This is a genomic window from Streptomyces sp. NPDC023157, from assembly GCF_055560575.1.
This window is the reverse complement of sequence record NZ_JBVHIL010000005.1, coordinates 634,699-656,601: the sequence shown is the minus strand read 5'-3', so window position 1 is coordinate 656,601 and position 21,903 is coordinate 634,699. Positions and strand designations below refer to the sequence as shown.

18 protein-coding genes, 4 tRNA genes and 1 other RNA gene are annotated in these 21,903 nt (G+C 70.8%); 9 read left to right on the top strand and 14 right to left on the bottom strand.

Going from position 1 to position 21,903, the window contains the following annotated elements; all coding sequences use genetic code 11:
- Positions 1-25: 25 nt before the first annotated feature.
- Positions 26-814 carry a maleylpyruvate isomerase family mycothiol-dependent enzyme gene (locus ACZ3ZE_RS21730; RefSeq protein WP_361620977.1) on the bottom strand — a complete coding sequence of 263 codons (789 nt, stop codon included), beginning with the start codon at positions 812-814 and terminating at the stop codon, positions 26-28.
- 66 nt (positions 815-880) lie between these two features.
- Between ACZ3ZE_RS21730 and ACZ3ZE_RS21725 the strand changes: the two genes are divergently transcribed.
- Positions 881-1,291 carry a nuclear transport factor 2 family protein gene (locus ACZ3ZE_RS21725; protein ID WP_361167864.1) on the top strand — a complete coding sequence of 137 codons (411 nt, stop codon included), beginning with the start codon at positions 881-883 and terminating at the stop codon, positions 1,289-1,291.
- Between the two features lie 64 nt (positions 1,292-1,355).
- Here ACZ3ZE_RS21725 and purL read toward each other — a convergent pair whose 3' ends face one another.
- Genes purL through purS form a run of 3 tightly spaced genes read right to left on the bottom strand, consistent with a single transcriptional unit; the run spans position 1,356 to position 4,527 of the window.
- Entirely contained in the window at positions 1,356-3,605 is a 2,250-nt protein-coding gene (gene purL / locus ACZ3ZE_RS21720) for a phosphoribosylformylglycinamidine synthase subunit PurL (RefSeq protein ID WP_363290575.1), read from the bottom strand.
- The gene (purQ, locus tag ACZ3ZE_RS21715) at positions 3,605-4,285 is read right to left on the bottom strand and encodes a phosphoribosylformylglycinamidine synthase subunit PurQ (RefSeq protein WP_361167870.1); all 681 of its coding nucleotides are present in this window, start codon (positions 4,283-4,285) and stop codon (positions 3,605-3,607) included. The genes purL and purQ overlap by 1 nt, the downstream gene beginning before the upstream one ends.
- Positions 4,282-4,527, bottom strand: a complete 246-nt coding sequence (gene purS, locus ACZ3ZE_RS21710; RefSeq protein WP_361167873.1) for a phosphoribosylformylglycinamidine synthase subunit PurS — start codon at positions 4,525-4,527, stop codon at positions 4,282-4,284. The genes purQ and purS overlap by 4 nt, the downstream gene beginning before the upstream one ends.
- 362 nt (positions 4,528-4,889) lie before the next feature.
- Between purS and ACZ3ZE_RS21705 the strand changes: the two genes are divergently transcribed.
- The 4 genes from ACZ3ZE_RS21705 to ACZ3ZE_RS21690 all read left to right on the top strand — a co-directional run bounded on the left by ACZ3ZE_RS21705 (position 4,890) and on the right by ACZ3ZE_RS21690 (position 5,841).
- A complete protein-coding gene (locus ACZ3ZE_RS21705) occupies positions 4,890-5,234 on the top strand; it encodes a histone-like nucleoid-structuring protein Lsr2 (RefSeq protein ID WP_361167876.1) in 345 nt (114 codons plus the stop codon).
- A gap of 113 nt (positions 5,235-5,347) precedes the next feature.
- A tRNA-Gly gene (locus ACZ3ZE_RS21700) sits at positions 5,348-5,419 on the top strand.
- Between the two features lie 80 nt (positions 5,420-5,499).
- A tRNA-Gly gene (locus ACZ3ZE_RS21695) sits at positions 5,500-5,572 on the top strand.
- Between the two features lie 193 nt (positions 5,573-5,765).
- Positions 5,766-5,841: transfer RNA gene (locus tag ACZ3ZE_RS21690), tRNA-Gly, on the top strand.
- 44 nt (positions 5,842-5,885) lie between these two features.
- On the opposite strand, the gene ACZ3ZE_RS21685 is transcribed toward ACZ3ZE_RS21690, so the two are convergent.
- The 6 genes from ACZ3ZE_RS21685 to ffs form a co-directional block, all read right to left on the bottom strand.
- Positions 5,886-6,782, bottom strand: a complete 897-nt coding sequence (locus ACZ3ZE_RS21685) for a phosphoribosylaminoimidazolesuccinocarboxamide synthase (RefSeq protein WP_361620975.1) — start codon at positions 6,780-6,782, stop codon at positions 5,886-5,888.
- Between the two features lie 88 nt (positions 6,783-6,870).
- Positions 6,871-8,331, bottom strand: coding sequence for a N,N-dimethylformamidase beta subunit family domain-containing protein (locus ACZ3ZE_RS21680; RefSeq protein ID WP_361167882.1), 1,461 nt, complete (start codon positions 8,329-8,331; stop codon positions 6,871-6,873).
- 289 nt (positions 8,332-8,620) lie between these two features.
- A complete protein-coding gene (locus tag ACZ3ZE_RS21675; RefSeq protein ID WP_467260196.1) occupies positions 8,621-10,564 on the bottom strand; it encodes a M48 family metalloprotease in 1,944 nt (647 codons plus the stop codon).
- A 326-nt stretch (positions 10,565-10,890) separates the two neighbouring features.
- Positions 10,891-12,141: a phosphoribosylamine--glycine ligase gene (gene purD / locus ACZ3ZE_RS21670; protein ID WP_361167888.1), complete on the bottom strand. Its 1,251-nt coding sequence runs from the start codon at positions 12,139-12,141 to the stop codon at positions 10,891-10,893.
- A gap of 61 nt (positions 12,142-12,202) precedes the next feature.
- Complete coding sequence (locus tag ACZ3ZE_RS21665; RefSeq protein WP_467260195.1) at positions 12,203-14,338, bottom strand: DNA polymerase III subunit gamma and tau; 2,136 nt, start codon at positions 14,336-14,338, stop codon at positions 12,203-12,205.
- 50 nt (positions 14,339-14,388) lie between these two features.
- Positions 14,389-14,487, bottom strand: an RNA gene (ffs, locus tag ACZ3ZE_RS21660) — signal recognition particle sRNA small type.
- Positions 14,488-14,605: 118 nt separating this feature from the next.
- Here ffs and ACZ3ZE_RS21655 point away from each other — a divergent pair.
- Positions 14,606-14,693 (top strand) — tRNA-Ser (locus tag ACZ3ZE_RS21655).
- Between the two features lie 91 nt (positions 14,694-14,784).
- On the opposite strand, the gene ACZ3ZE_RS21650 is transcribed toward ACZ3ZE_RS21655, so the two are convergent.
- A complete protein-coding gene (locus tag ACZ3ZE_RS21650) occupies positions 14,785-15,318 on the bottom strand; it encodes a hypothetical protein (RefSeq protein ID WP_361167894.1) in 534 nt (177 codons plus the stop codon).
- Positions 15,319-15,672: 354 nt separating this feature from the next.
- On the opposite strand from ACZ3ZE_RS21650, the gene ACZ3ZE_RS21645 reads away from it, so the two are divergent.
- From ACZ3ZE_RS21645 to ACZ3ZE_RS21635, 3 genes are all read left to right on the top strand, one after another.
- Positions 15,673-16,182, top strand: a complete 510-nt coding sequence (locus ACZ3ZE_RS21645; RefSeq protein WP_467260192.1) for a hypothetical protein — start codon at positions 15,673-15,675, stop codon at positions 16,180-16,182.
- Positions 16,183-16,302: 120 nt separating this feature from the next.
- Complete coding sequence (locus tag ACZ3ZE_RS21640) at positions 16,303-16,914, top strand: hypothetical protein (protein ID WP_361167900.1); 612 nt, start codon at positions 16,303-16,305, stop codon at positions 16,912-16,914.
- A gap of 87 nt (positions 16,915-17,001) precedes the next feature.
- Entirely contained in the window at positions 17,002-19,623 is a 2,622-nt protein-coding gene (locus tag ACZ3ZE_RS21635; protein ID WP_467260190.1) for a valine--tRNA ligase, read from the top strand.
- Positions 19,624-19,681: 58 nt separating this feature from the next.
- On the opposite strand, the gene ACZ3ZE_RS21630 is transcribed toward ACZ3ZE_RS21635, so the two are convergent.
- The 3 genes from ACZ3ZE_RS21630 to ACZ3ZE_RS21620 all read right to left on the bottom strand — a co-directional run bounded on the left by ACZ3ZE_RS21630 (position 19,682) and on the right by ACZ3ZE_RS21620 (position 21,880).
- On the bottom strand, positions 19,682-20,164 hold the full coding sequence (locus ACZ3ZE_RS21630) for a nuclear transport factor 2 family protein (RefSeq protein ID WP_361167906.1): 483 nt from the start codon (positions 20,162-20,164) through the stop codon (positions 19,682-19,684).
- Positions 20,165-20,240: 76 nt separating this feature from the next.
- The gene (locus ACZ3ZE_RS21625; protein WP_467260188.1) at positions 20,241-21,167 is read right to left on the bottom strand and encodes a glycosyltransferase family 2 protein; all 927 of its coding nucleotides are present in this window, start codon (positions 21,165-21,167) and stop codon (positions 20,241-20,243) included.
- Positions 21,164-21,880 (bottom strand): class I SAM-dependent methyltransferase, encoded by a 717-nt coding sequence (locus ACZ3ZE_RS21620; protein WP_467260185.1) that lies wholly within the window; start codon positions 21,878-21,880, stop codon positions 21,164-21,166. Before ACZ3ZE_RS21620 ends, ACZ3ZE_RS21625 begins: the two co-directional genes overlap by 4 nt.
- Positions 21,881-21,903 lie beyond the last annotated feature (23 nt).

Genomic DNA, 21,903 nt, shown 5'->3' with positions numbered 1-21,903 from the left:
GTCGACCCGTACGGACCCGGCCCCCTCAGCCCATCAGCGGCAGCAGTCCCGCCAGATCCGCCCGCTCCCCGCTCGCGCTCACCCGCGCCGTGTCCAGCTCCACCGCCCACTCGGCCCGCCCGGTCGCGAGCCGGATCCAGGTCAGCGGGTCCGTCTCGACGACGTTCGGCGGGGTGCCCCGCGTGTGCCGGGGCCCCTCGACGCACTGCACCACGGCGTACGGCGGGACCCGCACCTCCACCGCGCCGCCCGGGGCCCGTGCCGCGAGGGTGTCGGCGAGCAGCCGGGTGCAGGCGGCGAGCGCCTGCCGGTCGTACGGGATGGAGACGCCGGTCGCCGCGCTCAGGTCGTCGGTGTGGACGACGAGTTCGACGGTCCGGGTGACGAGGAAGTCGGCGAGCGTCATCGCCCCGAAGCTCACCGGCAGCAGCCGGGTGTCCGGGGCCGCCGCCACCGCCGTCTCGTACGCCTCCCGGGTCCGCTCGTAGAGACCGGCCAGGTCGGCGGTACCGAGGCCCCGGGTGTGCTCGTCGATCCGCTCGGCGGCCGACGCGGTCACGGACGGCCAGTCCAGGAGCGGGAGTTCCTGCTTCGCCGGCTCGGGCGCGGCGAGCAGCGCGGGCACCGAGTCGACCATCCACGCGATGTGCCCGGCCAGCTCCCGCACCGTCCACGCCCCCAGCCGGGTCGGCCCGTCGAGCGCCGCCGGGGGCAGCGCGAGCACCGCGTCCCGTACGTGCCCGAACTGGGCGAGGACGGCGGCTCGGGTCTTGGCGGAGTCGTAGCTGCGGGCGCGCTTCTTGGCGGGTGGCATGGGCCGAGGCTAGCCCCGAGACTTGAGGAGGGGGGACATCCCCTCACCGAAAGGCATGCCGGGACCATGACCCATCACGAGCACCCCGATGCCGTCCTGGTGCGGCGGGGCTACGAAGCGTTCATGAACGGTGACATGGCGGCGCTGTCCGCCCTGATGACCAGCGACTGCACCCACCACTCGCCGGGGACCACCCGGTTCGGCGGGCACTTCAAGGGCCGCGACAACGTCATCGCCATGTACGGGTCGCTGGCCGAGTACACCGGCGGCACCCTGCGTATCGAACTCGGCACCATCACCGTCGACGGGCGCGGCCACGCCATCGCGAGCCACAAGTGGTTCGCCGAACACGGCGACCGGGGCATAGAGATGCCCGGCGCCCTCTTCTTCACGATCATCGGAGGCAAGGTCTCGGACATCGACGAATGCGTCGAGGACATCGCGGAGCTCGACGCCTTCTACTCCCTGGGCGACTGACCCCACGGCGAAGCCCCCGCCCAGTTCGGACGGGGGCTTCTCTCCGTACGGATACGGGGACGGATCAGGCCAGCAGGGCCGGGATCGTCGCCTCGTGCGCGGTGCGCAGCTCCTCCAGGGAGAGGCTGAACTCGCCCTGCACGTCGACCTCGTCGCCGTCGACCACACCGATGCGGGCGGCGGGCAGACCCCGCGCACCGCACATGTCGGTGAAGCGGAGTTCCTCGCTGCGCGGGACGGCCACGACCGCACGGCCGGCCGACTCGCTGAAGAGGAACGTGAACGCGTCCATGCCCTCGGGCACGACCAGGCGCGCGCCGTTGCCGCCGCGCAGGCAGGACTCGACGACCGCCTGGACCAGACCGCCGTCGGACAGGTCGTGGGCCGCGTCGATCATGCCGTCGCGGGAGGCCGAGATCAGGATCTCGCCGAGCAGCTTCTCCCGGTCGAGGTCCACGGCCGGCGGGAGACCGCCGAGGTGCTGGTGGATCACCTCGGACCAGGCCGAACCGCCGAACTCCTCCTTGGTGTCGCCCAGCAGGTAGAGGAGCTGGCCCTCTTCCGCGAAGGCGATCGGGGTGCGGCGGTTGACGTCGTCGATCACACCGAGGACGGCCACGACGGGCGTCGGGTGGATCGCGACCTCACCGGTCTGGTTGTACAGCGACACGTTGCCGCCGGTGACCGGGGTGCCCAGCTGCAGGCAGCCGTCCGCGAGACCACGGGTGGCCTCGGCGAACTGCCACATCACGGCCGGGTCCTCGGGCGAACCGAAGTTCAGGCAGTCCGAGATCGCGAGGGGCTTCGCACCGGAGGCGGCGACGTTGCGGTACGCCTCCGCCAGCGCGAGCTGCGCACCCGTGTACGGGTCCAGCTTGGCGTACCGGCCGTTGCCGTCGGTCGCCATGGCCACGCCGAGGTTGGTCTCCTCGTCGATCCGGACCATGCCCGCGTCCTCGGGCTGCGCCAGGACCGTGTTGCCCTGCACGAACCGGTCGTACTGGTCCGTGATCCAGGACTTCGAGGCCTGGTTCGGGGAGGACACCAGCTTGAGGACCTGGTCCTTCAGCTCGGCGCCGCCCTGCGGCCGGGGCAGCTTGCCGGCGTCGTCGGCCTGCAGGGCGTCCTGCCACTCCGGGCGCGCGAACGGCCGGTGGTAGACGGGGCCCTCGTGCGCGACGGTGCGCGGCGGGACGTCGACGATCTGCTCGCCGTGCCAGAAGATCTCCAGGCGCTCGCCGTCGGTCACCTCACCGATGACGACCGCGATGACGTCCCACTTCTCGCAGATCTCCATGAAGCGGTCGACGTGCTCGGGCTCGACGATCGCGCACATGCGCTCCTGCGACTCGCTCATGAGGATCTCCTCGGGCGAGAGCGTCGCGTCGCGCAGGTGGACCCGGTCGAGCTCCACGCGCATGCCGCCGGAACCGGCCGAGGCCAGCTCCGAGGTGGCGCAGGACAGGCCGGCGCCGCCGAGGTCCTGGATGCCCGCGACCAGCTTCTCCTGGAAGATCTCCAGGGTGCACTCGATGAGCAGCTTCTCCTGGAACGGGTCGCCGACCTGGACCGCGGGGCGCTTCGTCGGCTTGGTGTCGTCGAAGGTCTCCGAGGCCAGCACGGACACGCCGCCGATGCCGTCGCCACCGGTGCGGGCACCGTAGAGGATCACCTTGTTGCCGGGGCCGGAGGCCTTGGCCAGGTGGATGTCCTCGTGCTTCATCACGCCGATGCAGCCGGCGTTGACCAGCGGGTTGCCCTGGTAGCAGGAGTCGAAGACGACCTCGCCGCCGATGTTCGGCAGGCCGAGGCAGTTGCCGTAGCCGCCGATGCCGGCGACCACGCCGGGCAGCACGCGCCGGGTGTCGGGGTGGTCCGCGGCGCCGAAGCGCAGCGGGTCGACGACGGCGACCGGACGGGCGCCCATGGCGAGGATGTCGCGGACGATGCCGCCGACGCCGGTGGCCGCGCCCTGGTAGGGCTCGATGTAGCTGGGGTGGTTGTGCGACTCGACCTTGAAGGTGACCGCGTACCCCTGGCCGACGTCGACGACGCCCGCGTTCTCACCGATGCCGACGAGCATGGCGTCGTTCTCGGGGACCTTCTCGCCGAACTGCTTCAGGTGGACCTTGCTGCTCTTGTAGGAGCAGTGCTCGGACCACATGACGGAGTACATGGCGAGCTCGGCGCCGGTGGGACGGCGGCCGAGGATCTCGCGGATCCGCTCGTACTCGTCCTGCTTGAGGCCGAGTTCCTTCCAGGGCTGCTCGACGTCGGGCGTCTCGGTCGCGTGCTTGACCGTGTCCAGAGTCATCAGGCGTTGACCAGCTTCTTGAGGATCGAGGTGAAGAATCCGAGGCCGTCGGTCTTGCCGGTGCCGACGAGCGGCTCCACGGCGTGCTCCGGGTGCGGCATGAGGCCGACCACGTTGCCGGCGGCGTTGGTGATGCCCGCGATGTCCCGCAGCGAGCCGTTGGGGTTCATGTCCAGGTAGCGGAAGGCCACCCGCCCCTCGGCCTCGAGCTCGTCGAGCGTGCGCTCGTCGGCGACGTACCGGCCGTCCATGTTCTTGAGCGGGACCTCGATCTCCTGGCCCTCGGTGTAGTCCGAGGTCCAGGCGGTCTCCGCGTTCTCCACCCGCAGCTTCTGGTCGCGGCAGATGAAGTGGAGGTGGTTGTTGCGCAGCATGGCGCCCGGCAGCAGATGGGCCTCGGTGAGGATCTGGAAGCCGTTGCAGATGCCGAGGACGGGCATGCCCGCCTTCGCCTGCTCGATGATCGACTCCATCACCGGCGAGAAGCGGGAGATGGCGCCGGCCCGCAGGTAGTCGCCGTAGGAGAAACCGCCGGCCAGGACCACGGCGTCGACCTGCTTGAGGTCCTTGTCGCGGTGCCAGAGGGAGACGGGCTCGGCGCCCGCGAGGCGGGCGGCGCGCAGCGCGTCCTGGTCGTCGAGCGTTCCGGGGAACGTCACGACGCCGATGCGTGCGGTCACGACTCCACCTTCACGGTGAAGTCCTCGATCACGGTGTTGGCAAGGAACGTTTCGGCCATCTCGTGGATGCGGGCGAGGGCGGCCTCGTCGACCGGTCCCTCCACCTCCAGCTCGAAGCGCTTCCCCTGGCGGACGTCGGCGATGCCCTCGAATCCAAGGCGGGGCAGTGCACGCTGCACCGCCTGTCCCTGGGGGTCGAGGATCTCCGACTTGAGCATGACGTCGACTACGACGCGTGCCACTGGCACTCCCGGTGGTGTGTTGCGTGGGCGGTTCCCTCAGCGTACCTGCCTCCAAATTCTACGCGGGTAGAAGTCTGAAGGATCCTACAAAGAGCCCCTGCACGGCACGCTGATGAATTCAAGTGGAATATCGTCCGCCGACCGGGACACGCGGAAGCAATTGAGTGGGCTTCACAATGCGCCACTCGCCACTGTACAAAGGGAATGCAGAGAAAAAACCAGACGTGCGCAACCGGGCACGAACAGGCACCAGACCAGCGCAGTATTGCCCCTAGGGGAGCCACCGTATCGACATCGCCGCACGTCAGAGCGGCACGAGCGTCGAGACGGCAACGGCGATCCGCAGGAAAGGACCGATATCCGTGGCTCAGCGTGTGGTGGTCACCCTCTCCGACGACATCGACGGCGGAGAAGCGGCGGAAACAGTCGCGTTCGGCCTGGACGGGAAGATGTACGAGATCGACCTGAATCCCGCCAATGCAAAGAAACTGCGCAAGGCGCTCGCGCCCTACCTGGCCGCGGGCCGCAAGCTGAGCGGCCGGTCCGCCGGCGCCACGCGGGCGCTGCCCGAGGGCGGCTTCAAGCACACCGCGCTCGCCCCCGCCCCGGCCGCGGTCCGCGCCTGGGCGCAGTCCAACAAGATGGACGTGCCCGCCCGCGGCCGCATCCCGAAGCGGGTCTACGAGGCCTTCCGCGCCGCGAGCTGACCCCGGGGGCACTCCGGGCCGGACCCCGGATTTGCATCCCACCCCCCATGATCCGCTAGAGTCTGGAACACGCCGAGGGGCGAGGCCGGAAGGCCCCGAACCTCAAGCAGCGTGCGGGTGTAGTTCAGTAGCAGAACAGCCCCCTTCCAGGGGGAAGGCGCAGTGTGCGATCCCTGTCACCCGCTCTGCATCGCGTTACCGAGCACTCCGGTGCATCAGGTAGAGTGGTGCTCGCGCCGCCCGGTGAAAGCCGAGCGGAGGCAATGCGGACGTGGCTCAGTTGGTAGAGCATCACCTTGCCAAGGTGAGGGTCGCGAGTTCGAATCTCGTCGTCCGCTCAGGGAACAAAAGCCCCGGTTCATCAGAACCGGGGCTTTCGTCATGCCCGGCACTCGCCCAGCCGTCCAGCCGTCCGGCCGGTCCAGCCGTCCGCCCAGTGGATCTGTGGCGACCACCACAGCGGGAAGCCTGGAAAACCGTGTCATCGGCACCCAGAACCTTCTGTATAGTTAGCAGCGCGCTCAGGCGCATGCGGACGTGGCTCAGTTGGTAGAGCATCACCTTGCCAAGGTGAGGGTCGCGAGTTCGAATCTCGTCGTCCGCTCCATGAAGAAGCCCCCGGTCGAATCGACCGGGGGCTTTCTCGTTCCCCTACCAGGCGGTCCCGGTCAGGCGCTCGTACGCCTCGATGTACTTGGCGCGGGTCGCGGCCACGACCTCCTCAGGGAGCGCCGGCGGCGGCTGCTCGCTCTTGCGGTCCCAGCCGGAGGCCGGGGAGGTCAGCCAGTTCCGCACGAACTGCTTGTCGTACGAGGGCTGGGTGCGGCCCGGCTGCCACTGGTCGGCCGGCCAGAAACGGGACGAGTCCGGGGTGAGGACCTCGTCGGCGAGGACGAGCGTCTCCCCCTCGAAGCCGAACTCGAACTTCGTGTCGGCCAGGATGACGCCCCGCTCACGCGCGATGTCACGGGCCCGGCCGTACACGGCGAGCGTCGTCTGCCGCAGCACCGCGGCCGTCTCGGCGCCGACCTGGCGGGCGACCTCCTCGTACGAGACGTTCTCGTCGTGGTCGCCGACCGCGGCCTTGGTCGCCGGGGTGAAGATCGGGGCGGGCAGTTCGGAACCGTCCTTCAGGCCCTCGGGAAGCGCGAGGCCGCAGACCGTGCGGGACTCGTCGTACTCGACGAGGCCGGAGCCGGTGAGGTAGCCGCGGGCGACGCACTCGACCGGGACCATGTCCAGGGACTTGCAGATCAGCGTGCGGCCCTCCCAGTCGGCGGGCGCGCCGGCCGGCAGGTCGGTGGAGAGCACGTGGTTCGGGACCAGGTCGGCGAGCCGGTCGAACCACCACAGGGAGAGCTTGGTGAGGACCCGGCCCTTGTCCGGGATCTCGGTGGGCAGCACCCAGTCGTAGGCCGACATGCGGTCGCTCGCCACCATCACGAGCTCGCCCGCCTCGTTCCGGTACAGGTCGCGGACCTTGCCCGTGTGGAGATGGGTCAGGCCCGGTACCTGGACAGGCTCGGGCTTTTCTACGAATCCGGACACGGTTCCTCCGCGTAGGTTGATCCAGGAGCGTGTCCGATTCTCTCGCACATCAGGGCGGATCCCGCCGCCAGGCCCTGTGACCCCCCGCTCAGTCCCTCTTACAGATCCGGTCGAGGAGGTTCGCCGTGGCGCGCTGGACCCGGGGGTCCACATGGCCCGGCCGGTCGAGCGCCGGCGACCAGGCGAAGGTGCCGGCGGCGAAGACCCAGGCACCCGACGGGGCCCGGTAGAGACTCGTCTCCTGGTGCCGGAGCGCCCCCTCGCCGTCCCGGTAGGGCGAGTGGGCGAGCAGGATGCGGCCCTGGTGCTCGGGGAGCGCGGTGCGCGGGAAGTAGCGGTCCGCCTCGCCCGCGACCAGGCCCGGGAGCTCGTCGCCCTCGCCCGCGCCGGTGGCCTCCCACAGCCAGTGGTCCGCGTTCCGTACGACCAGCGGGTGCGGTTCGGGCACCCGCCCCGCGTACTGGATGCCGAGCAGCTGCTGCTCCGGCCGGTCGACCTCCCGCCACAGCGCCGGACGGCCGGGGCCACGGCGCTTGCGGCAGGTGAGCAGCCGGTCCGGGGCACCGGACGGCGACGGGCCCAGCTCCACCTGCCAGTACATGGTGTTGGCGGAGAGGAAGACCAGCGAGGTGCCCTGGTCGCGGGCGAGCTCGGCGCTCCGGCGCATGGGCGCCGACCAGTACTCGTCGTGGCCCGGGAAGACCAGGCCCCGGTAGCGGCTCGGATCCACCCGGCCCGCGTGCAGGTCGCGGGTCTCGGCGTACGCCAGGTCGTAGCCGTAGCGCTCGGCCCAGCGGATGAAGTCGTAGGCGTGGCCCACGTGCAGCGGCAGGCCCGCGCCCGCGTACGGGCGGTCGAAGGAGACCGTGACCGCCGCGTCCTCCTCGCCGAGCAGCCGGCCCTCCTCGTCCCAGGCGTGGTAGAGGCTGGCGCCCGTCCGGCCGTCCTCCGGATAGAGGTTGTACGCCTGCCAGGTCACGTCCGGCAGGACGAGCAGCAGGTCCGCCGGGTGGCTGTCGCGGACCGTGAACGGGATGTGCGAGCGGTAGCCGCCGACGGTGGTGAGGACGGCGACATAGGCGCCGATCGACCAGTACGACGGGATCTGCAGCCGCCAGGACTGCCACCAGTGATGGCAGGAGACGGTCCGGTCGGCGGTCAGCGGGGCCGGCTGCACGATCCCGGAGAGCCGCGGACTGGTGGTGATCTTCGCGGCTCCGTCGCCGCCGTAGTGCCCGATCCGGTAGATGTCGACCGAGAACTGCTGCGGCGGGTCCACCGTGATGTGGAAATCGATCGCCTCGCCGGGCGCGACGGCCCCGCTGGAGGCGAAGCCCTTGATCTGACCGTGCACGTCGTCCGCGGTCCGCGGCCCGCCGGCGCCACCACGGGCCAGCGTCTCGTCGGCGTACCAGGGCACCATCTGACCGGTGTCGTCGACGTAGTTCTCGGAATGACGCAGCCAGGGCAGCGGGCCCTGACCGAAAGGATCCGATACGGCATGGGCGAGCGCGCCCGATTCCCACCGCCTGATCTGCTCGGCCCCCATGTTGCGCCCCTCCCTCGACTCCCCCGGTCGGCTGGTCAGTGCCTCTGGATACTGCCTCTGTCAGTGCCGGTCTCCAGCACATCACATAACGCACGCACTCCGTCACCGTTCGTCGTGAATTGACGAGAGTGGAACCAGCCACTCCGGTGTGCTGAGCTGCGCGTGAGCGTGGTTCGGGGGCGGTTGGGGGGTCGGGGGCGGGGCTGTTGTGGGGTCGAGTGCGGGGCGGGCTGCGGGGCGGGCGCGGCTCTCGCCCGGGGGCTCTCCCGGAGGGTCTCGCGCGCGGCCCTCAGACCAGCCGGACCGGCTTCTCCGGGCGCACTCCCGTGCGCGCCAGCCAGGCGCGCAGGGGCTCCGGGTCGCCGTCCTCGACGAGCGCGAGGACCACGCCGTTCAGATCGGTGCTCCGCACTCCGGCGACCAGCAGCGCGGGCCCGTCGAGCCAGTCCAGCCCCGGGGCCGCCTCCGCCGTGTCCACGGCGGCGCAGCAGACCATGGCCGCCACGTGGTCGGCGAGCAGATCCCGCCCGGTGCGCGGCGGCTGGAGCGGGAACAGCGGCAACGCCCCGTCCGGCCCCTCCGCGTCGGGCACGACCGGCCGCAGCCCCTCCTCACGGGCCGCCTGCGCGGTGAGCGCGGCGGCGAGGACGTCGGCGGCGGGGTTGCCTGGGGGGTCGGGGTCGGGGTCGGGGTCGGGGTCGGGGTCGGGGGGCAGGTCTGTGGCCGGGTCCGGGGCCGCGACCGGGCCCTCGGCCGGGGCGCGGGCGGGCGCCGGGGCCGGGGCCGCGGCCGAGTCCGGGTCCTCGGCCGGGTCCTCGGCCAGGGCGCGGGCGGGCGCCGGGGCCGGGTCGAGGGAGGCTTCGGCCTCGCTGTCGGCTTGGGCTTCGGCCACGGCGTCCGCTTCGGTGGCGGCCTCGTCGGCCGGCGCCCCCGCCTGGAGGCGGGGCGTGGCGAGGCGGGCCATCACGCGGGACAGGGTGGGGCCGTCGTCGGGGCCGTCGGAGGGCTTGGTGGACGGGTGGTCCTCGGCGGCGTGGGTCCCGTCGGGCGGGTCGGGCGGGCCCAGGCGGTCGAGGACCTGGTGGAGGCGGGCGGCGTCGGCGCGCCATTTGCGGTCGACGACCTCCTCCGGGTACTCGCTCCACTCGACCGGCGCCCAGTCCGGGCCCGGCTCGGCGGGGCCGCCGTGGAAGAGGCGGGCGGCGAGCAGCGAGGTGGCCGCGTCGACCGCGCCGGGCTCGTCCAGGAGGTCGCAGGCGGGGCGCTCGCCGAGCCGGGAGGTGAAGCCCTCGGCGAGGCGGTCGCGGCGGGAGAGCTCGGTGAGGGCGGAGACCACGCCCGCGTCCAGGCGCGCGGGCCAGCGGCCCATCCGCCAGGCGGGGAGGGCGACGCGGGTCAGCAGCCGGTCCCAGCCCGCGTAGGCGAGGCCGACCTGTTCCTGGGCGACGATCCGTACGCCGTAGTCCACGGCCTGCGCGCGCTCGGAGCCGGCCGCGGCCACGCCCCGCTCCATCTCGGCGGCGTGCGTGCGGCAGCCCACGAGCATGATCCGGGCGAGTCGGCCGACGCCGAGCGCGCCCAGCTTGCGGACCGGGTCGAGGCCGGGGCGCCGGGGCACGGCGACCGCCGCGTCCAGGCCCCGTACGAAACGGCGGGCGGCGGCTATGTCGGGGTGGGCGGCCGGTCCCGTACCGGCGACGACGGGGGCGAGGACCGCGCGGAGCTCGCCGACGCGCATCCACCACAGGAAGGGGGAGCCGATGACGAGGACGGGCGCGTCGCCGCCGCGGTGCCGGCCGTGGGCCGGGTGCGAGCGGTCCTCCAGCCAGCTGTCGCAGTCCGGCGTCAGGGCTATCGCGGAGGGGGCGGGGACCCCGAGGCGGTCGGCGAGGTCGCGGACCATCCGGTAGAGGTCGGGGGCGGAGGTCTCGGCGAGCTCCACCGTCGGCGTCACGGCCGGGCGGGCGCGTGCGACGACCAGGGCGACGGCGGTCGCGGTGAGGAGGACGATCACGGCGACGACGGTGACCACCCAGCGGGCGGTGTCCCAGGCGGGGCCCGTGAAGTGGTCGGTGACGCCGCCCGCGTAGAGGACGACGGCGACGGCGGCGGGGAGCACCGCGGCCCCCAGAGCCCTGCCTCGGACGCGGAGCACGGCCAGGGCGCGGACCCGCGCGGCCCGCGCGCCGAGCTCGTCGCCGATCACCGAACCGGTACCGGACACGCCGTACATCACCCCCTCCTGCCCTTGTCGGGACTACCCGTGGCGGTGTTGCTCACTCCCCCACTGTGGCATCCGTCACTGACATCGCAATGCCGGTGGGCCAAGTGCCGGAACACCGCCGCAACGCCTTCGCCGCACCCTAGTTGGGGCTTCGGCGGGCGTCATCCAGACGGGCGATCCGTCACTCGATGGAATGGCTTTGGGTAAAGGTGATGACGGCAGCGCGGCCGTGCTGTTCACTGCACGGCCGCGCTTTCGTACTGCTTGATCCTGCTTTGTTCCGCTCTATTGTGCTCTGTTCCGCTCTGTTCCACTGGGGAGCGGTTCCGGTGCGCTCAGGCGCCGGCGGCCTTGAGGGCGATGTCCGTACGGTGCTGGGAACCGTCAAGGCGGATGCGGCCGACTGCCGCGTAGGCGCGCTCGCGGGCCTGCGCCAGGTCCGTGCCGGTGGCGGTCACCGACAGCACACGGCCGCCGGCGCTGACGACGGCGTCGCCTTCGCGCCGGGTGCCGGCATGCAGCACGTACGCCTCCGGGGCGTCGGTCGCCGCGACCTCGGCCAGGCCCTCGATCGGGTCGCCGGTACGTGGGGTGTCCGGGTAGTTGTGCGAGGCCACCACCACGGTCACGGCGGCGTCGTCGCGCCAGGTGAGCGGCGACTGGTCCTCAAGGGTGCCGTTGGCGGCGTTCAGGAGGACGCCCGCGAGCGGGGTGCGGAGGCGGGCCAGCACGACCTGGGTCTCCGGGTCGCCGAAGCGCGCGTTGAACTCGATCACCCGCACGCCGCGGCTGGTGATCGCCAGGCCCGCGTACAGCAGACCGGAGAACGGGGTGCCACGGCGGCGCAGCTCGTCGACGGTCGGCTGCAGGACGGTCGCCATGACCTCGTCGACCAGCTTGGGGTCGGCCCACGGCAGCGGCGAGTAGGCACCCATGCCGCCGGTGTTCGGGCCCTCGTCGCCGTCGAGCGCGCGCTTGAAGTCCTGCGCGGGCTGGAGCGGGAGGACGGTGGTGCCGTCGGTGATGGCGAAGAGGGAGACCTCGGGGCCGTCCAGGAACTCCTCGATCACGACACGGTCGCAGGCGAGGGCGTGCTCCCGGGCCTGCGCCAGGTCGTCGGTGACCACGACGCCCTTGCCGGCGGCGAGGCCGTCGTCCTTGACGACGTACGGAGCGCCGAAGGCGTCCAGCGCCTCGTCGATCTCCTCGGGGGTGGTGCAGACGTAGCTGCGGGCGGTCGGGACGCCCGCCCCGGCCATGACGTCCTTGGCGAACGCCTTGGAGCCCTCCAGCTCCGCCGCCTCCCGGGACGGGCCGAAGGCGGGGATGCCGACGGCGCGGACGGCGTCGGCGACGCCCGCGACGAGCGGGGCCTCCGGGCCGACGACGACCAGTTCGGCGCCGAGCTCGGTGGCCAGGCGGGCGACGGCGTCGCCGTCGAGCTGATCGACGGGGTGCAGCTCGGCGACCTCGGCGATTCCGGCGTTGCCGGGCGCGCAGTGCAGAGCGGTGACGTCGGGATCGAGAGAGAGGGAGCGGCACAGGGCATGTTCGCGGGCGCCGCCGCCGATGACGAGGACCTTCACGCCAGCCAGGGTAGCCCGAGGGGACGGATGCCCCTTGTGCGGGCCACCGAGCGAGACGTCGCTACTCGTTGGTGTATTCCTCCAGGACCGTCGCGCCGAGCTCGCGCACGATCAGGTCGTGGCCGGAGAGCGCGGAGTCCACGAGGTCCGGGTCGTCCTCCTCCGGCACGTCGTCCTCGGGCGCGACGGGCGGCGGCGCCTGCGGCGTGTGGACGGGGGCCGGGGCGTGCTGGACGGGCGGCGGGGCCTGTGCGGGAGCGGGGGCCTGGGCCGGGGCCTGCTGCGCGGGCGGCGGGGCCTGCGCGGGGGCGGGCGCGGCCGGGCGGCCGCCGAAGCCGCCGCCTCCGAAACCGGCGCCGGGAGCGCCCCCGCCGGAGAAGCCTCCGGCACCGGGCGGCGGGGCGGCACCGCCCGAGGGGTCGATGATCGCCTCGACGCGCCAGTTCACGTTGAACTGCTCGGCGAGGGCGGCCTTCAGCACGTCCTCGCTGCCGCTGCTCGCGAAGTTGTCCCGGGCGCCCGCGTTGAGGAAGCCGAGCTGGAGGGTGGTGCCGTCGAAGCCGGCGACCTGGGCGTTCTGCGAGAGCAGGATCCAGGTGAAGCGGCGGCGGCCCTTGACCGCCTCCAGGATCTGCGGCCACATGTTGCGCACCTGGGCGGCGCCCGCGGCCATGCTGCCGCCGGCCGCCGGCGCGGCGGGCTGGGCGGCGGCCTGCGGCGTGGCGGCCGGGGCCTGCGGGGCGGGCGCCGCCGCGGGCACGGCGGCTCCCGGCCAGGCGCCGGGCGCACCGCCGCCGGGCTTGGCGGCGCCGGGCCACGCACCGGGGCGCGGCGCGTCGGCGGCCTCCGGCTGGGGCGCGGGGGCCTGCTGGTACGCGACGGGCTCGGGCTGAACGGGAGCGGGAGCCGGAGCCGGCGGCATGGGCGCGGCCTGCGGCACGGGGACGACGGGCGGCGGGACATGGGCCTCGGGCGCCGGCACGTACCCCATCTGCGGCGCGGGCGAGCTCGTCGTGAACACGGGCGCCGGCGCGGCGGCGGCCCCGCGCTCCAGCCGGTCGAGCCGCGCCTGCATCGAACGCTCGTCGTCGAAGGCGGCGGGCAGCAGCACGCGCGCGCAGATCAGCTCCAGCTGGAGCCGCGGCGAGGTCGCGCCGCGCATCTCGGTCAGACCGGCGTTGACGAGGTCGGCGGCCCGGCTGAGCTCGGCGGCGCCGAAGACGGAGGCCTGCGCCTGCATGCGCTCGATGACGTCGACCGGGGCGTCGACGAGCCCCTTCTCAGCGGCGTCGGGCACGGCCGCGAGGATCACCAGGTCGCGCAGCCGCTCCAGGAGGTCGGCGACGAACCGGCGGGGGTCGTTGCCCCCCTCGATGACGCGGTCGACGACCTCGAAGGCCGCGGCGCCGTCACCGGAGGCGAAGGAGTCCACCACCGAGTCGAGCAGGGACCCGTCGGTGTAGCCGAGCAGGGAGGTCGCCATCGCGTACGTCACACCGACGTCGGTGGCGCCGGCGAGGAGCTGGTCCATCACCGACATCGAGTCACGCACCGAACCCGCGCCGGCCCGCACGACGAGCGGCAGCACGCCGTCCTCGACGGGGATGCCCTCGCGGCCGCAGACCTCGCCCAGATACTCCCGCAGGGTGCCGGGCGGGACGAGCCGGAAGGGGTAGTGGTGCGTACGCGACCGGATGGTGCCGATGACCTTCTCGGGCTCGGTCGTCGCGAAGATGAACTTGAGGTGCTCCGGCGGCTCCTCGACCACCTTCAGCAGGGCGTTGAAGCCCGCCGAGGTGACCATGTGCGCCTCGTCGATGATGTAGATCTTGTACCGGCTGGAGGCGGGCCCGAAGAAGGCCTTCTCCCGCAGGTCACGGGCGTCGTCCACGCCACCGTGGGACGCCGCGTCGATCTCGATGACGTCGATGGACCCCGGCCCGTTGCGCGCGAGGTCGAGGCAGGACTGGCACTCCCCGCACGGGGTGGGGGTGGGGCCCTGCGCACAGTTCAGACAGCGCGCCAGGATCCGCGCGCTGGTCGTCTTGCCGCATCCACGGGGGCCGCTGAACAGGTACGCGTGATTGACCCGGTTGTTCCGCAGCGCCTGCTGCAGCGGGTCAGTGACATGCTCCTGCCCGATGACCTCGGCGAAGGACTCGGGGCGGTAGCGGCGGTACAGCGCGAGAGACGACACGTATACGAGGTTATAGGCGCCCACTGACAACCCGGGAACGACGACCCGGGAACGCAAGCGCCCCCCACGCACCCGCCAGAGCCGACCTACCCTTGCTGCCTTCCGGCCCTGGGGGAGTTCAGTCAGATAGCGCCACGTGAGGGGCTCTGCCCAGAGTACCCGATCCCGACCCCTCCCCCGCCACCCCCCTCGACCTGCACCCTTCGCCGACCCCACCCGTCGAATCGTGTGCGCGAGCACCCCCTCCGGTCATGTAATGTTCTCCCCGGAGGATTCGCCTAGTGGCCTAGGGCGCACGCTTGGAAAGCGTGTTGGGGGCAACCCCTCACGAGTTCGAATCTCGTATCCTCCGCCAAGTGCCTCACCGGGCACTAAGTCGAAGGGCCCCACCGCTTGCGGTGGGGCCCTTCGACGTGCGTGGTTGCAGTTTTGGTTGCAGTTCCCGTCTACCGGTCGTTGAGGACGGACCGGCACACGTTGCAGAACATGGCTGCGTTCCGTCCGTAGCGCCGCATGAGCTGGCCGCAGCCGGCGCACAGCCCGAGCTCCCACGGCGGGCATCCCAGTGCGGCGGAGGCGGCGGCGCGTTCCACGGTGGTGATCCGCATCGGGTCGCGGGAGCGCTGGACCGGCATGCGGGGAAGGGTGAAGCCGCCGGTCGGCTGGTCGAGATCGCGGACGGGCCGACCGTCGCTGACGAACCAGCCCTCTTCCCCCGCTCGGCAGGTACGGTCGATCTCCCGCTCGGCGAAGGTGATCACGTCGTCCTCCTCTTCGGCCGGGGCCGTGGGGAGAGGCGTCTTCTCGCCGATGAGCTCCTGCCACAGCGCGCGGTCGTTGGCCGAGACCCACATGTGCCGGCCGGCACGGCCGTTCCCTCGGTTGGGCACGTAGACCGGGACGCTCTCGCCCGTCGCGCTGTGCACGACCAGGTCCTCGATGCGGACGGGCTTCCGCTGCGGGAGGCACAGCGCGGGCACGAACCAGTCCGCGTGAATCGCCCCACAGTGGCCAGCGCCCTCATTGATGAGGCAGTGGCGCTTGTGGCGGCTACGGCGAATGACCGGCCTCCCCGTCGATCCCCAGAACTCCCAGGGCCAGCGAACCAGCGGAATCCCCTCTGCCTACTCGCCGGAACGGGCAGCACAAATCGGGATTAGGCCCGCGAATAACCCCCCGCGGCGACGCTGACCGCGAAAACCGAGCCGCAAAAGGTAGCCGACGATCCCCGGTTAGGCTAACCGGGGATTCTCCAGACCATGGGCACATCGGCACCACCCCCGCCCCGCTAAGGAGAACCCCTTTGCCCACACCCACCCCCCCGCCCCCACGTCATGGCCCTGCTGTTCGACACGAACTTCAACCGACCCCCGGGCACCCGCACCTTCCGCCACCTCGACGGACGCCCCTTCACCGACGAGGAACAGGCCCTCGCCGATGACGCCACGCTCGAAGAACTCCAGGCCGCCGGTGTCCACGACCCCGAGGCCGGAGCCGAGGCCAAGGCCGCCGCGCACGAGTTGGCCGAGCTTCTGTTCAAGTACGCCCTCCCACACCGTGAAGCCCTCATCCCCTTCATGACCCACGAGGACATGCTCGAGTACGGCCGGTTGGAGACCGTCATCGCTGCGGGCGCCCACCTCCTCCGCCCCCCCCAAAGACTGAGCACAGACACACGGCCCCAGCTACAAGAACCGGCGGCCGGTGGTCGAGGGTGCTCCCCACCACCGGCCGCGACCCATCGTCCGCCGGACGGCCGCGCACAAGTCAGACCGCGAGAGTCGGTAGTCGGCAAACACAATCCTTCCGGCCAGCGACAGGCGCCCCACCTGTGCATCCGATAGATCGAACATGCGAATAGCGCGGTTCCTGGAACCGAGCACACTCACACGGCAACCGACTAACGTACGGGCCGAATCGCCCCACAAGCTCGCACCACATCACGCCTGAACAGGAACAGCCACATGCCAGTACGCCCCGAGCTGCCAGAGATCTTGAACCGGGCCGATTTCGGCGGGCTCGCCAGACGGGAGCCGAAGAGCGTCGCGAAGATGGCCGACCGGGGCCTCCTGGCTGAGCCGACCCACCAGCACCAGGGCAAGCCCATCTGGGAGAAGTCGGCGGCGCTGGACTGGTTCCGCGCACTGCACGATCACGCTGTCGTCGTTCCGGGCAACGCGTTGGCCTTCTCCGAGCTGCGGGACCACGGCATCTACATGTGTCCTGCGACGAGCAACCACCTGAGCCTGGCCCGGCCACGGCTTCTGGTCATGTACACCCCTGGCGGTGGCGGTCGCGTATTCGAGGTCACCGCGGTCGAGACCGTCAAGCAGGACCTTCCCGGAACCCGGGCCACGACTCCCGAGACCGTGGAGATCACGCGCACGAGGGAATCCGAGGATCGGGACACGTACCCGTGGACGGTTTTCTTCCTCTCTGAGGTGGGTGCCATCGAGATGATCACTCCCGTCATCCAGCAGGGGCGTTATGTGACCATCGGCGATGTCCAGCAGGCCATGGCGTCGGGCAAGCTCCTGGTGCCGCCGCTCGATAAAGCGTTCCCTGTTCGAGAGTGAATCCCGGCCGAAGGCAGGAAACGGGCCCCGGTGACGCCAGCAAAAGCCAGGCGAGAGTAGCCGGGGCACGCCCTTAGAATGGCCGTCGTGACCGACAACACTCAGCAGCAGACAGCGCCCACCACCGAACTGCCGACCCAGTACGCGCCGGCCGAGGTAGAAGGGCCGCTGTACGAGCGCTGGGTAGAGCGCGGGTACTTCGAGGCGGACGCGAAGAGCGAGAAGCCTGCGTACACCATCGTCATCCCGCCGCCGAACGTCACCGGCTCGCTCCACCTGGGCCACGCCTTCGAGCACACGCTGATCGACGCCCTCACCCGCCGCAAGCGCATGCAGGGCTTCGAGACGCTGTGGCAGCCGGGCATGGACCACGCCGGCATCGCCACCCAAAACGTCGTCGAGCGCGAGCTCGCCAAGGAGGGCAAGTCCCGCCACGACCTGGGCCGCGAAGCCTTCGTCGAGCGTGTCTGGGAGTGGAAGGCCGAGTCCGGCGGCCAGATCGCCGGCCAGATGCGCCGCCTCGGCGAGGGCCTGGCCTGGAGCCGGGACCGCTTCACCATGGACGAGGGCCTGTCCCGAGCCGTCCAGACCGTCTTCAAGAAGATGTTCGACGACGGCCTGATCTACCGCGCCGAGCGCATCATCAACTGGTGCCCGCGCTGTCTGACGGCCATCTCCGACATCGAGGTCGACTACCAGGACGACGACGGCGAGCTCGTCTCCATGAAGTACGGCGAGGGTGACGACACCATCGTCGTCGCCACGACCCGCGCGGAGACGATGCTCGGCGACACCGCCGTCGCCGTCCACCCCGACGACGAGCGGTACGCCCACCTGATCGGCAAGCAGATCAAGCTGCCGCTGACGGACCGTACGATCCCGGTCGTCGCCGACACGCACGTCGACCCGGAGTTCGGCACCGGAGCCGTCAAGGTGACCCCGGCGCACGACCCGAACGACTTCGCCATCGGCCAGCGCCACAACCTCGAATCCATCGAGGTCCTCGACGAGCGCGGCGTGATCACCACCCACGGCCCCTTCCAGGGCCTGGACCGCTTCGAGGCCCGCTCCGCGATCGTCGCCGCCCTGCGCGCCGAGGGCCGGATCGTCGCCGAGAAGCGCCCGTACGTCCACTCCGTCGGCCACTGCTCCCGCTGCAAGACGACGCTGGAGCCCCGCCTGTCCATGCAGTGGTGGGTCAAGGTCGAGACCCTCGCCAAGGCCGCCGGCGACGCGGTCCGCGACGGTCGAGTCAACATCCACCCGGCCGACATGTCTCAGCGCTACTTCGACTGGGTCGACAACCTCAACGACTGGTGCATCTCGCGCCAGCTCTGGTGGGGCCACCGCATCCCGGTCTGGCATGGCCCGAACGGCGAGCTGGTCTGCGTCGGCCCTGACGACGAGGCGCCCACGGGTGACGGCTGGACGCAGGACACCGACGTCCTCGACACGTGGTTCTCGTCCGGCCTGTGGCCGTTCTCCACGCTCGGCTGGCCGGAGCAGACGCCGGACCTGGAGAAGTTCTACCCGAACTCCGTCCTGGTCACCGGCTACGACCTGATGTTCTTCTGGGTCGCCCGGATGATGATGTTCGGCCTGTACGCGATGGACGGCCAGCCGCCGTTCCACACGATCGCGTTCCACGGCATGGTCCGCGACGAGTTCGGCAAGAAGATGTCGAAGTCGTTCGGGAACACGGTCAACCCGCTGGACTGGATGGACAAGTACGGCTCCGACGCCCTGCGCTTCACCCTGGCCAAGGGCGCCAACCCGGGCGTCGACGTCCCGATCGGCGAGGACTGGGTCCAGGCGTCCCGGAACTTCGCCAACAAGATCTGGAACGCGACCCGCTTCGCGATGATGAACGGCGCGACGGTCGAGGGCCCGCTGCCGGACGCATCCGCGATGTCGGCGACCGACCGCTGGATCCTGTCCCGCCTGAACAAGGTCGTCGCTGAGGCGGACGCCTACTACGACGACTACCAGTTCGCCAAGCTCGCCGACGCCCTCTACCACTTCGCGTGGGACGAGGTCTTCGACTGGTACGTCGAGCTGTCGAAGACGACGTTCTTCGAGGGCGGCGAGCAGGCCAAGGTCTCGGCCCGCGTCCTGGGCGAGGTCCTCGACGTCACCCTCCGCCTGCTGCACCCGATCGTCCCGTTCGTCACGGACACCCTGTGGACCACGCTGACAGGCCGCGAGTCGGTCGTCATCGCCGAGTGGCCGAAGGACTCCGGTTTCCGGGACGAGGCCGCCGAGAAGGAGATCGAGCTGGTCCAGCGGGTCGTCACCGAGGTCCGCCGCTTCCGCTCCGACCAGGGCCTCCAGCCCGGCCAGAAGGTCCCGGCCCGCCTGGAGCTGGACGGCACCGCCCTCGCGCCGCACGAGGGCGCCATCCGTCAGGTGCTGCGCCTCCAGCCGGAGGGCGAGGGCTTCGCCGCCACCGCCTCCCTGCCGGTCGCCGGCGCCACCGTCGCGCTCGACCTGTCTGGCACCATCGACGTGGCCGCCGAGCGCAAGCGGCTCGCTAAGGACCTGGCCGCCGCCGAGAAGGAGAAGGCTCAGGCCGAGGGCAAGCTCGGCAACGAGGCGTTCCTCGCCAAGGCCCCCGACAACGTCGTGGACAAGATCAAGGGCCGCCTCGCCAAGGCGGACGAGGACATCGCCCGCATCCAGGCCCAGCTGGACAAGCTGCCGCCGCAGTAGGCACCGGAACACGCATGAAGGGGGCCCAGACCGCCTGGTCTGGGCCCCCTTCGGGTTCTCATGCCTCCGGGACGGTGGATCGTGCTTCAATCCGCTCGGTCGGTCCGGCAAAGGCCAGATACAAGGACCGAGAGCTGAGGAGCCAACGGCCTTCGACCTTGAGGAACGTGTCCTCGTAGTGGCCGACCTGCGTCGGGGCCCGCGGGGGCACGAAGCCGCCGGCATGTCCGTCGACACGGTACGTCGTGAAGTAGGTGGTCGCGATGGCCGTCGACTCCGACGTGACGGTGACCAGGATGTTCGTGCAGATCCGGCGCGAGAGTCGGTCCGCGGGCCGACCGGCGAAATACGACCGAAGTGCGTCACGACCCTCAATCCGGCGGTCGCCTTCCGCCCACTCCCAGAACCCGACATCCGTGAAGAGATCGGCCACGTCGCCCGGGTCACCGAGGTCGAGCTTGTGGACGAAATCGACAATGAGGCGTTCGCACGCTCGCTCAGCAAGCAGACGCTCTGTGGGACTCAGCGCTTCACTATCCATCCCCATGTCGTATCAGGATGATCAAGGGCACCGCGACAGCTTTCCTGGAGAGTGACACGCCACTTCGGCACTGGCCCTACGGAATCCCCAGCGCCTCGTACGGGCTCGACAGAGAGAACTCGCGCTGCTGCGCGACGATCTGGGCCTGGTGGAGATCGAACTGCGCCATGTACAGAAGGTCATCGAGACGCGTCGGCTTCTGCTCCAGCACGTCCAGGGCGATCTCAGCGACGCCGTCGCTGCGGTCCAGCCGGTCCCGGAAGAAGTCCAGGTTCTTCTCCACGACGAGGCGAGCCATGTCGAGCTCCGAGACTTCCGCGTCGGACACTCGGTCGACGCGCGAGTGCACGCGGTACTCGTAGAAGGGGCCAGCGACGCAGTGGATGTTGTTGGCCGCCCCTCGCCTGAACCGGCTGGCCAGCAGGTTGACGGCGAAGGCCCAGTCTCCCCACTTGAGCACCCTCGGGTCGTACAGGCCGCATTCGAGGGCGTCCTCCCGGCGGCAGACGATCGACGTCGGCACGTGGTGCTTGCGCACCACCAGGTCCTCTCGACACGGGTACGAGGAGATGGTGAAGCCCTCGAAGGCACCGAACATCCACGACATCGTGTGCACGAACGCGGTGCCGGGGTCGGACTCGAGGATCCCCACCGCCCTGTCCGGGTAGGACCCGGCCGCCAGGAGGAACGGCTCGGTGGCCAGCCGGTCGTCGGCATCCACCTGCATGACGTACTCCAGTCGCGCGGCTGCCAGGCCGGCGTTCCTGGCCACGTGGTGCCCCTGGCGCCGTTCGAAGCGGACGACGCGTACGCCGGGCAGCTCGGTGCAGATGTCGATGGCCTTCCGGGTCGTGTCGTCATCCGACCCGTCGTCCACGATCACCACCTCGTACGGACACCGAAGCGGCTGCTCGACGACGGACTCCACGGCCTCGACGAGGTAGTCGCCGGCATTGTGGCAGGGGATGACGAAGCTGATGCCTCCATGGCCCGTGGTCGTCACGAGGCTTCCCGTCCCTTCATGGTCGCGGTGCCGGAGGAAACGCGGCACTTCCGCACCGCGGTGACAGTCGCGCGAGTCGCTTCGAAGTAGGTGCGCCGCGAGCGCGTGTCCTGTTCGGTGTGGTCGTCCCAGCTCACGGCCACTTCCCAGCCCTCGTAGATCCGCTCCAGCGCTCGGCTGAGGGTCTCTGGCGTGTAGCGGGCCTCGCCCTCGATGTGGATCTGATCGCCATGGGCGTCCGTCCGGGAGATCCCGGCGAAGACCTCCAGGTAGTGCACGTTGACCGCCCGGGCGCTCTGTACGGCCTGGGTGAGCACGGCTTCGACGTCGTGCTGAGAGAGGTAGTGGAGGACGTCCTTCGCGACGAGCAGGCCGAAGTCCTCCTCACCCACGTACTGCTCGATGAGGGACTCCACCACCGTGACGCGCCCCGCCAGGTCCTCGTGCGGCGAGAGTCGCCGGAGCAGCGGTTCGGCCGGGGCCTGGTCCACCGCGACGACGGTGAAGCCGGCCTTCGCCAGGGCGATGGTGTAGGCCCCGGCGCCGTACCCGAGGTCCAGAGCCCGACGAGGGATGTCGGCAGGGAGGGAAGTCAGCAGGGCGCGGAACCGCGCCGAGACGGGCGCACGCAGCTCCTCGCCGGTGCTTCGGCCGTTCCGTAACGCGTCCGCGTAGAAGGCGTGGAGGGACGCCTTCGAGTGCTGTACAGGCAAGGGGCACCACCTGGGGCTGGAGG

What these genes read in the sequence shown, in the direction of transcription:
- ACZ3ZE_RS21730 (WP_361620977.1), bottom strand. Translation starts at nt 814, where the DNA reads ATGCCACCCGCCAAGAAGCGCGCCCGCAGCTACGACTCCGCCAAGACC.
- ACZ3ZE_RS21725 (WP_361167864.1), top strand. Translation starts at nt 881, where the DNA reads ATGACCCATCACGAGCACCCCGATGCCGTCCTGGTGCGGCGGGGCTAC.
- purL (WP_363290575.1), bottom strand. Translation starts at nt 3,605, where the DNA reads ATGACTCTGGACACGGTCAAGCACGCGACCGAGACGCCCGACGTCGAG.
- ACZ3ZE_RS21680 (WP_361167882.1), bottom strand. Translation starts at nt 8,331, where the DNA reads ATGGGGGCCGAGCAGATCAGGCGGTGGGAATCGGGCGCGCTCGCCCAT.
- ACZ3ZE_RS21675 (WP_467260196.1), bottom strand. Translation starts at nt 10,564, where the DNA reads ATGTACGGCGTGTCCGGTACCGGTTCGGTGATCGGCGACGAGCTCGGC.
- ACZ3ZE_RS21645 (WP_467260192.1), top strand. Translation starts at nt 15,673, where the DNA reads ATGGCCCTGCTGTTCGACACGAACTTCAACCGACCCCCGGGCACCCGC.
- ACZ3ZE_RS21640 (WP_361167900.1), top strand. Translation starts at nt 16,303, where the DNA reads ATGCCAGTACGCCCCGAGCTGCCAGAGATCTTGAACCGGGCCGATTTC.
- ACZ3ZE_RS21630 (WP_361167906.1), bottom strand. Translation starts at nt 20,164, where the DNA reads ATGGATAGTGAAGCGCTGAGTCCCACAGAGCGTCTGCTTGCTGAGCGA.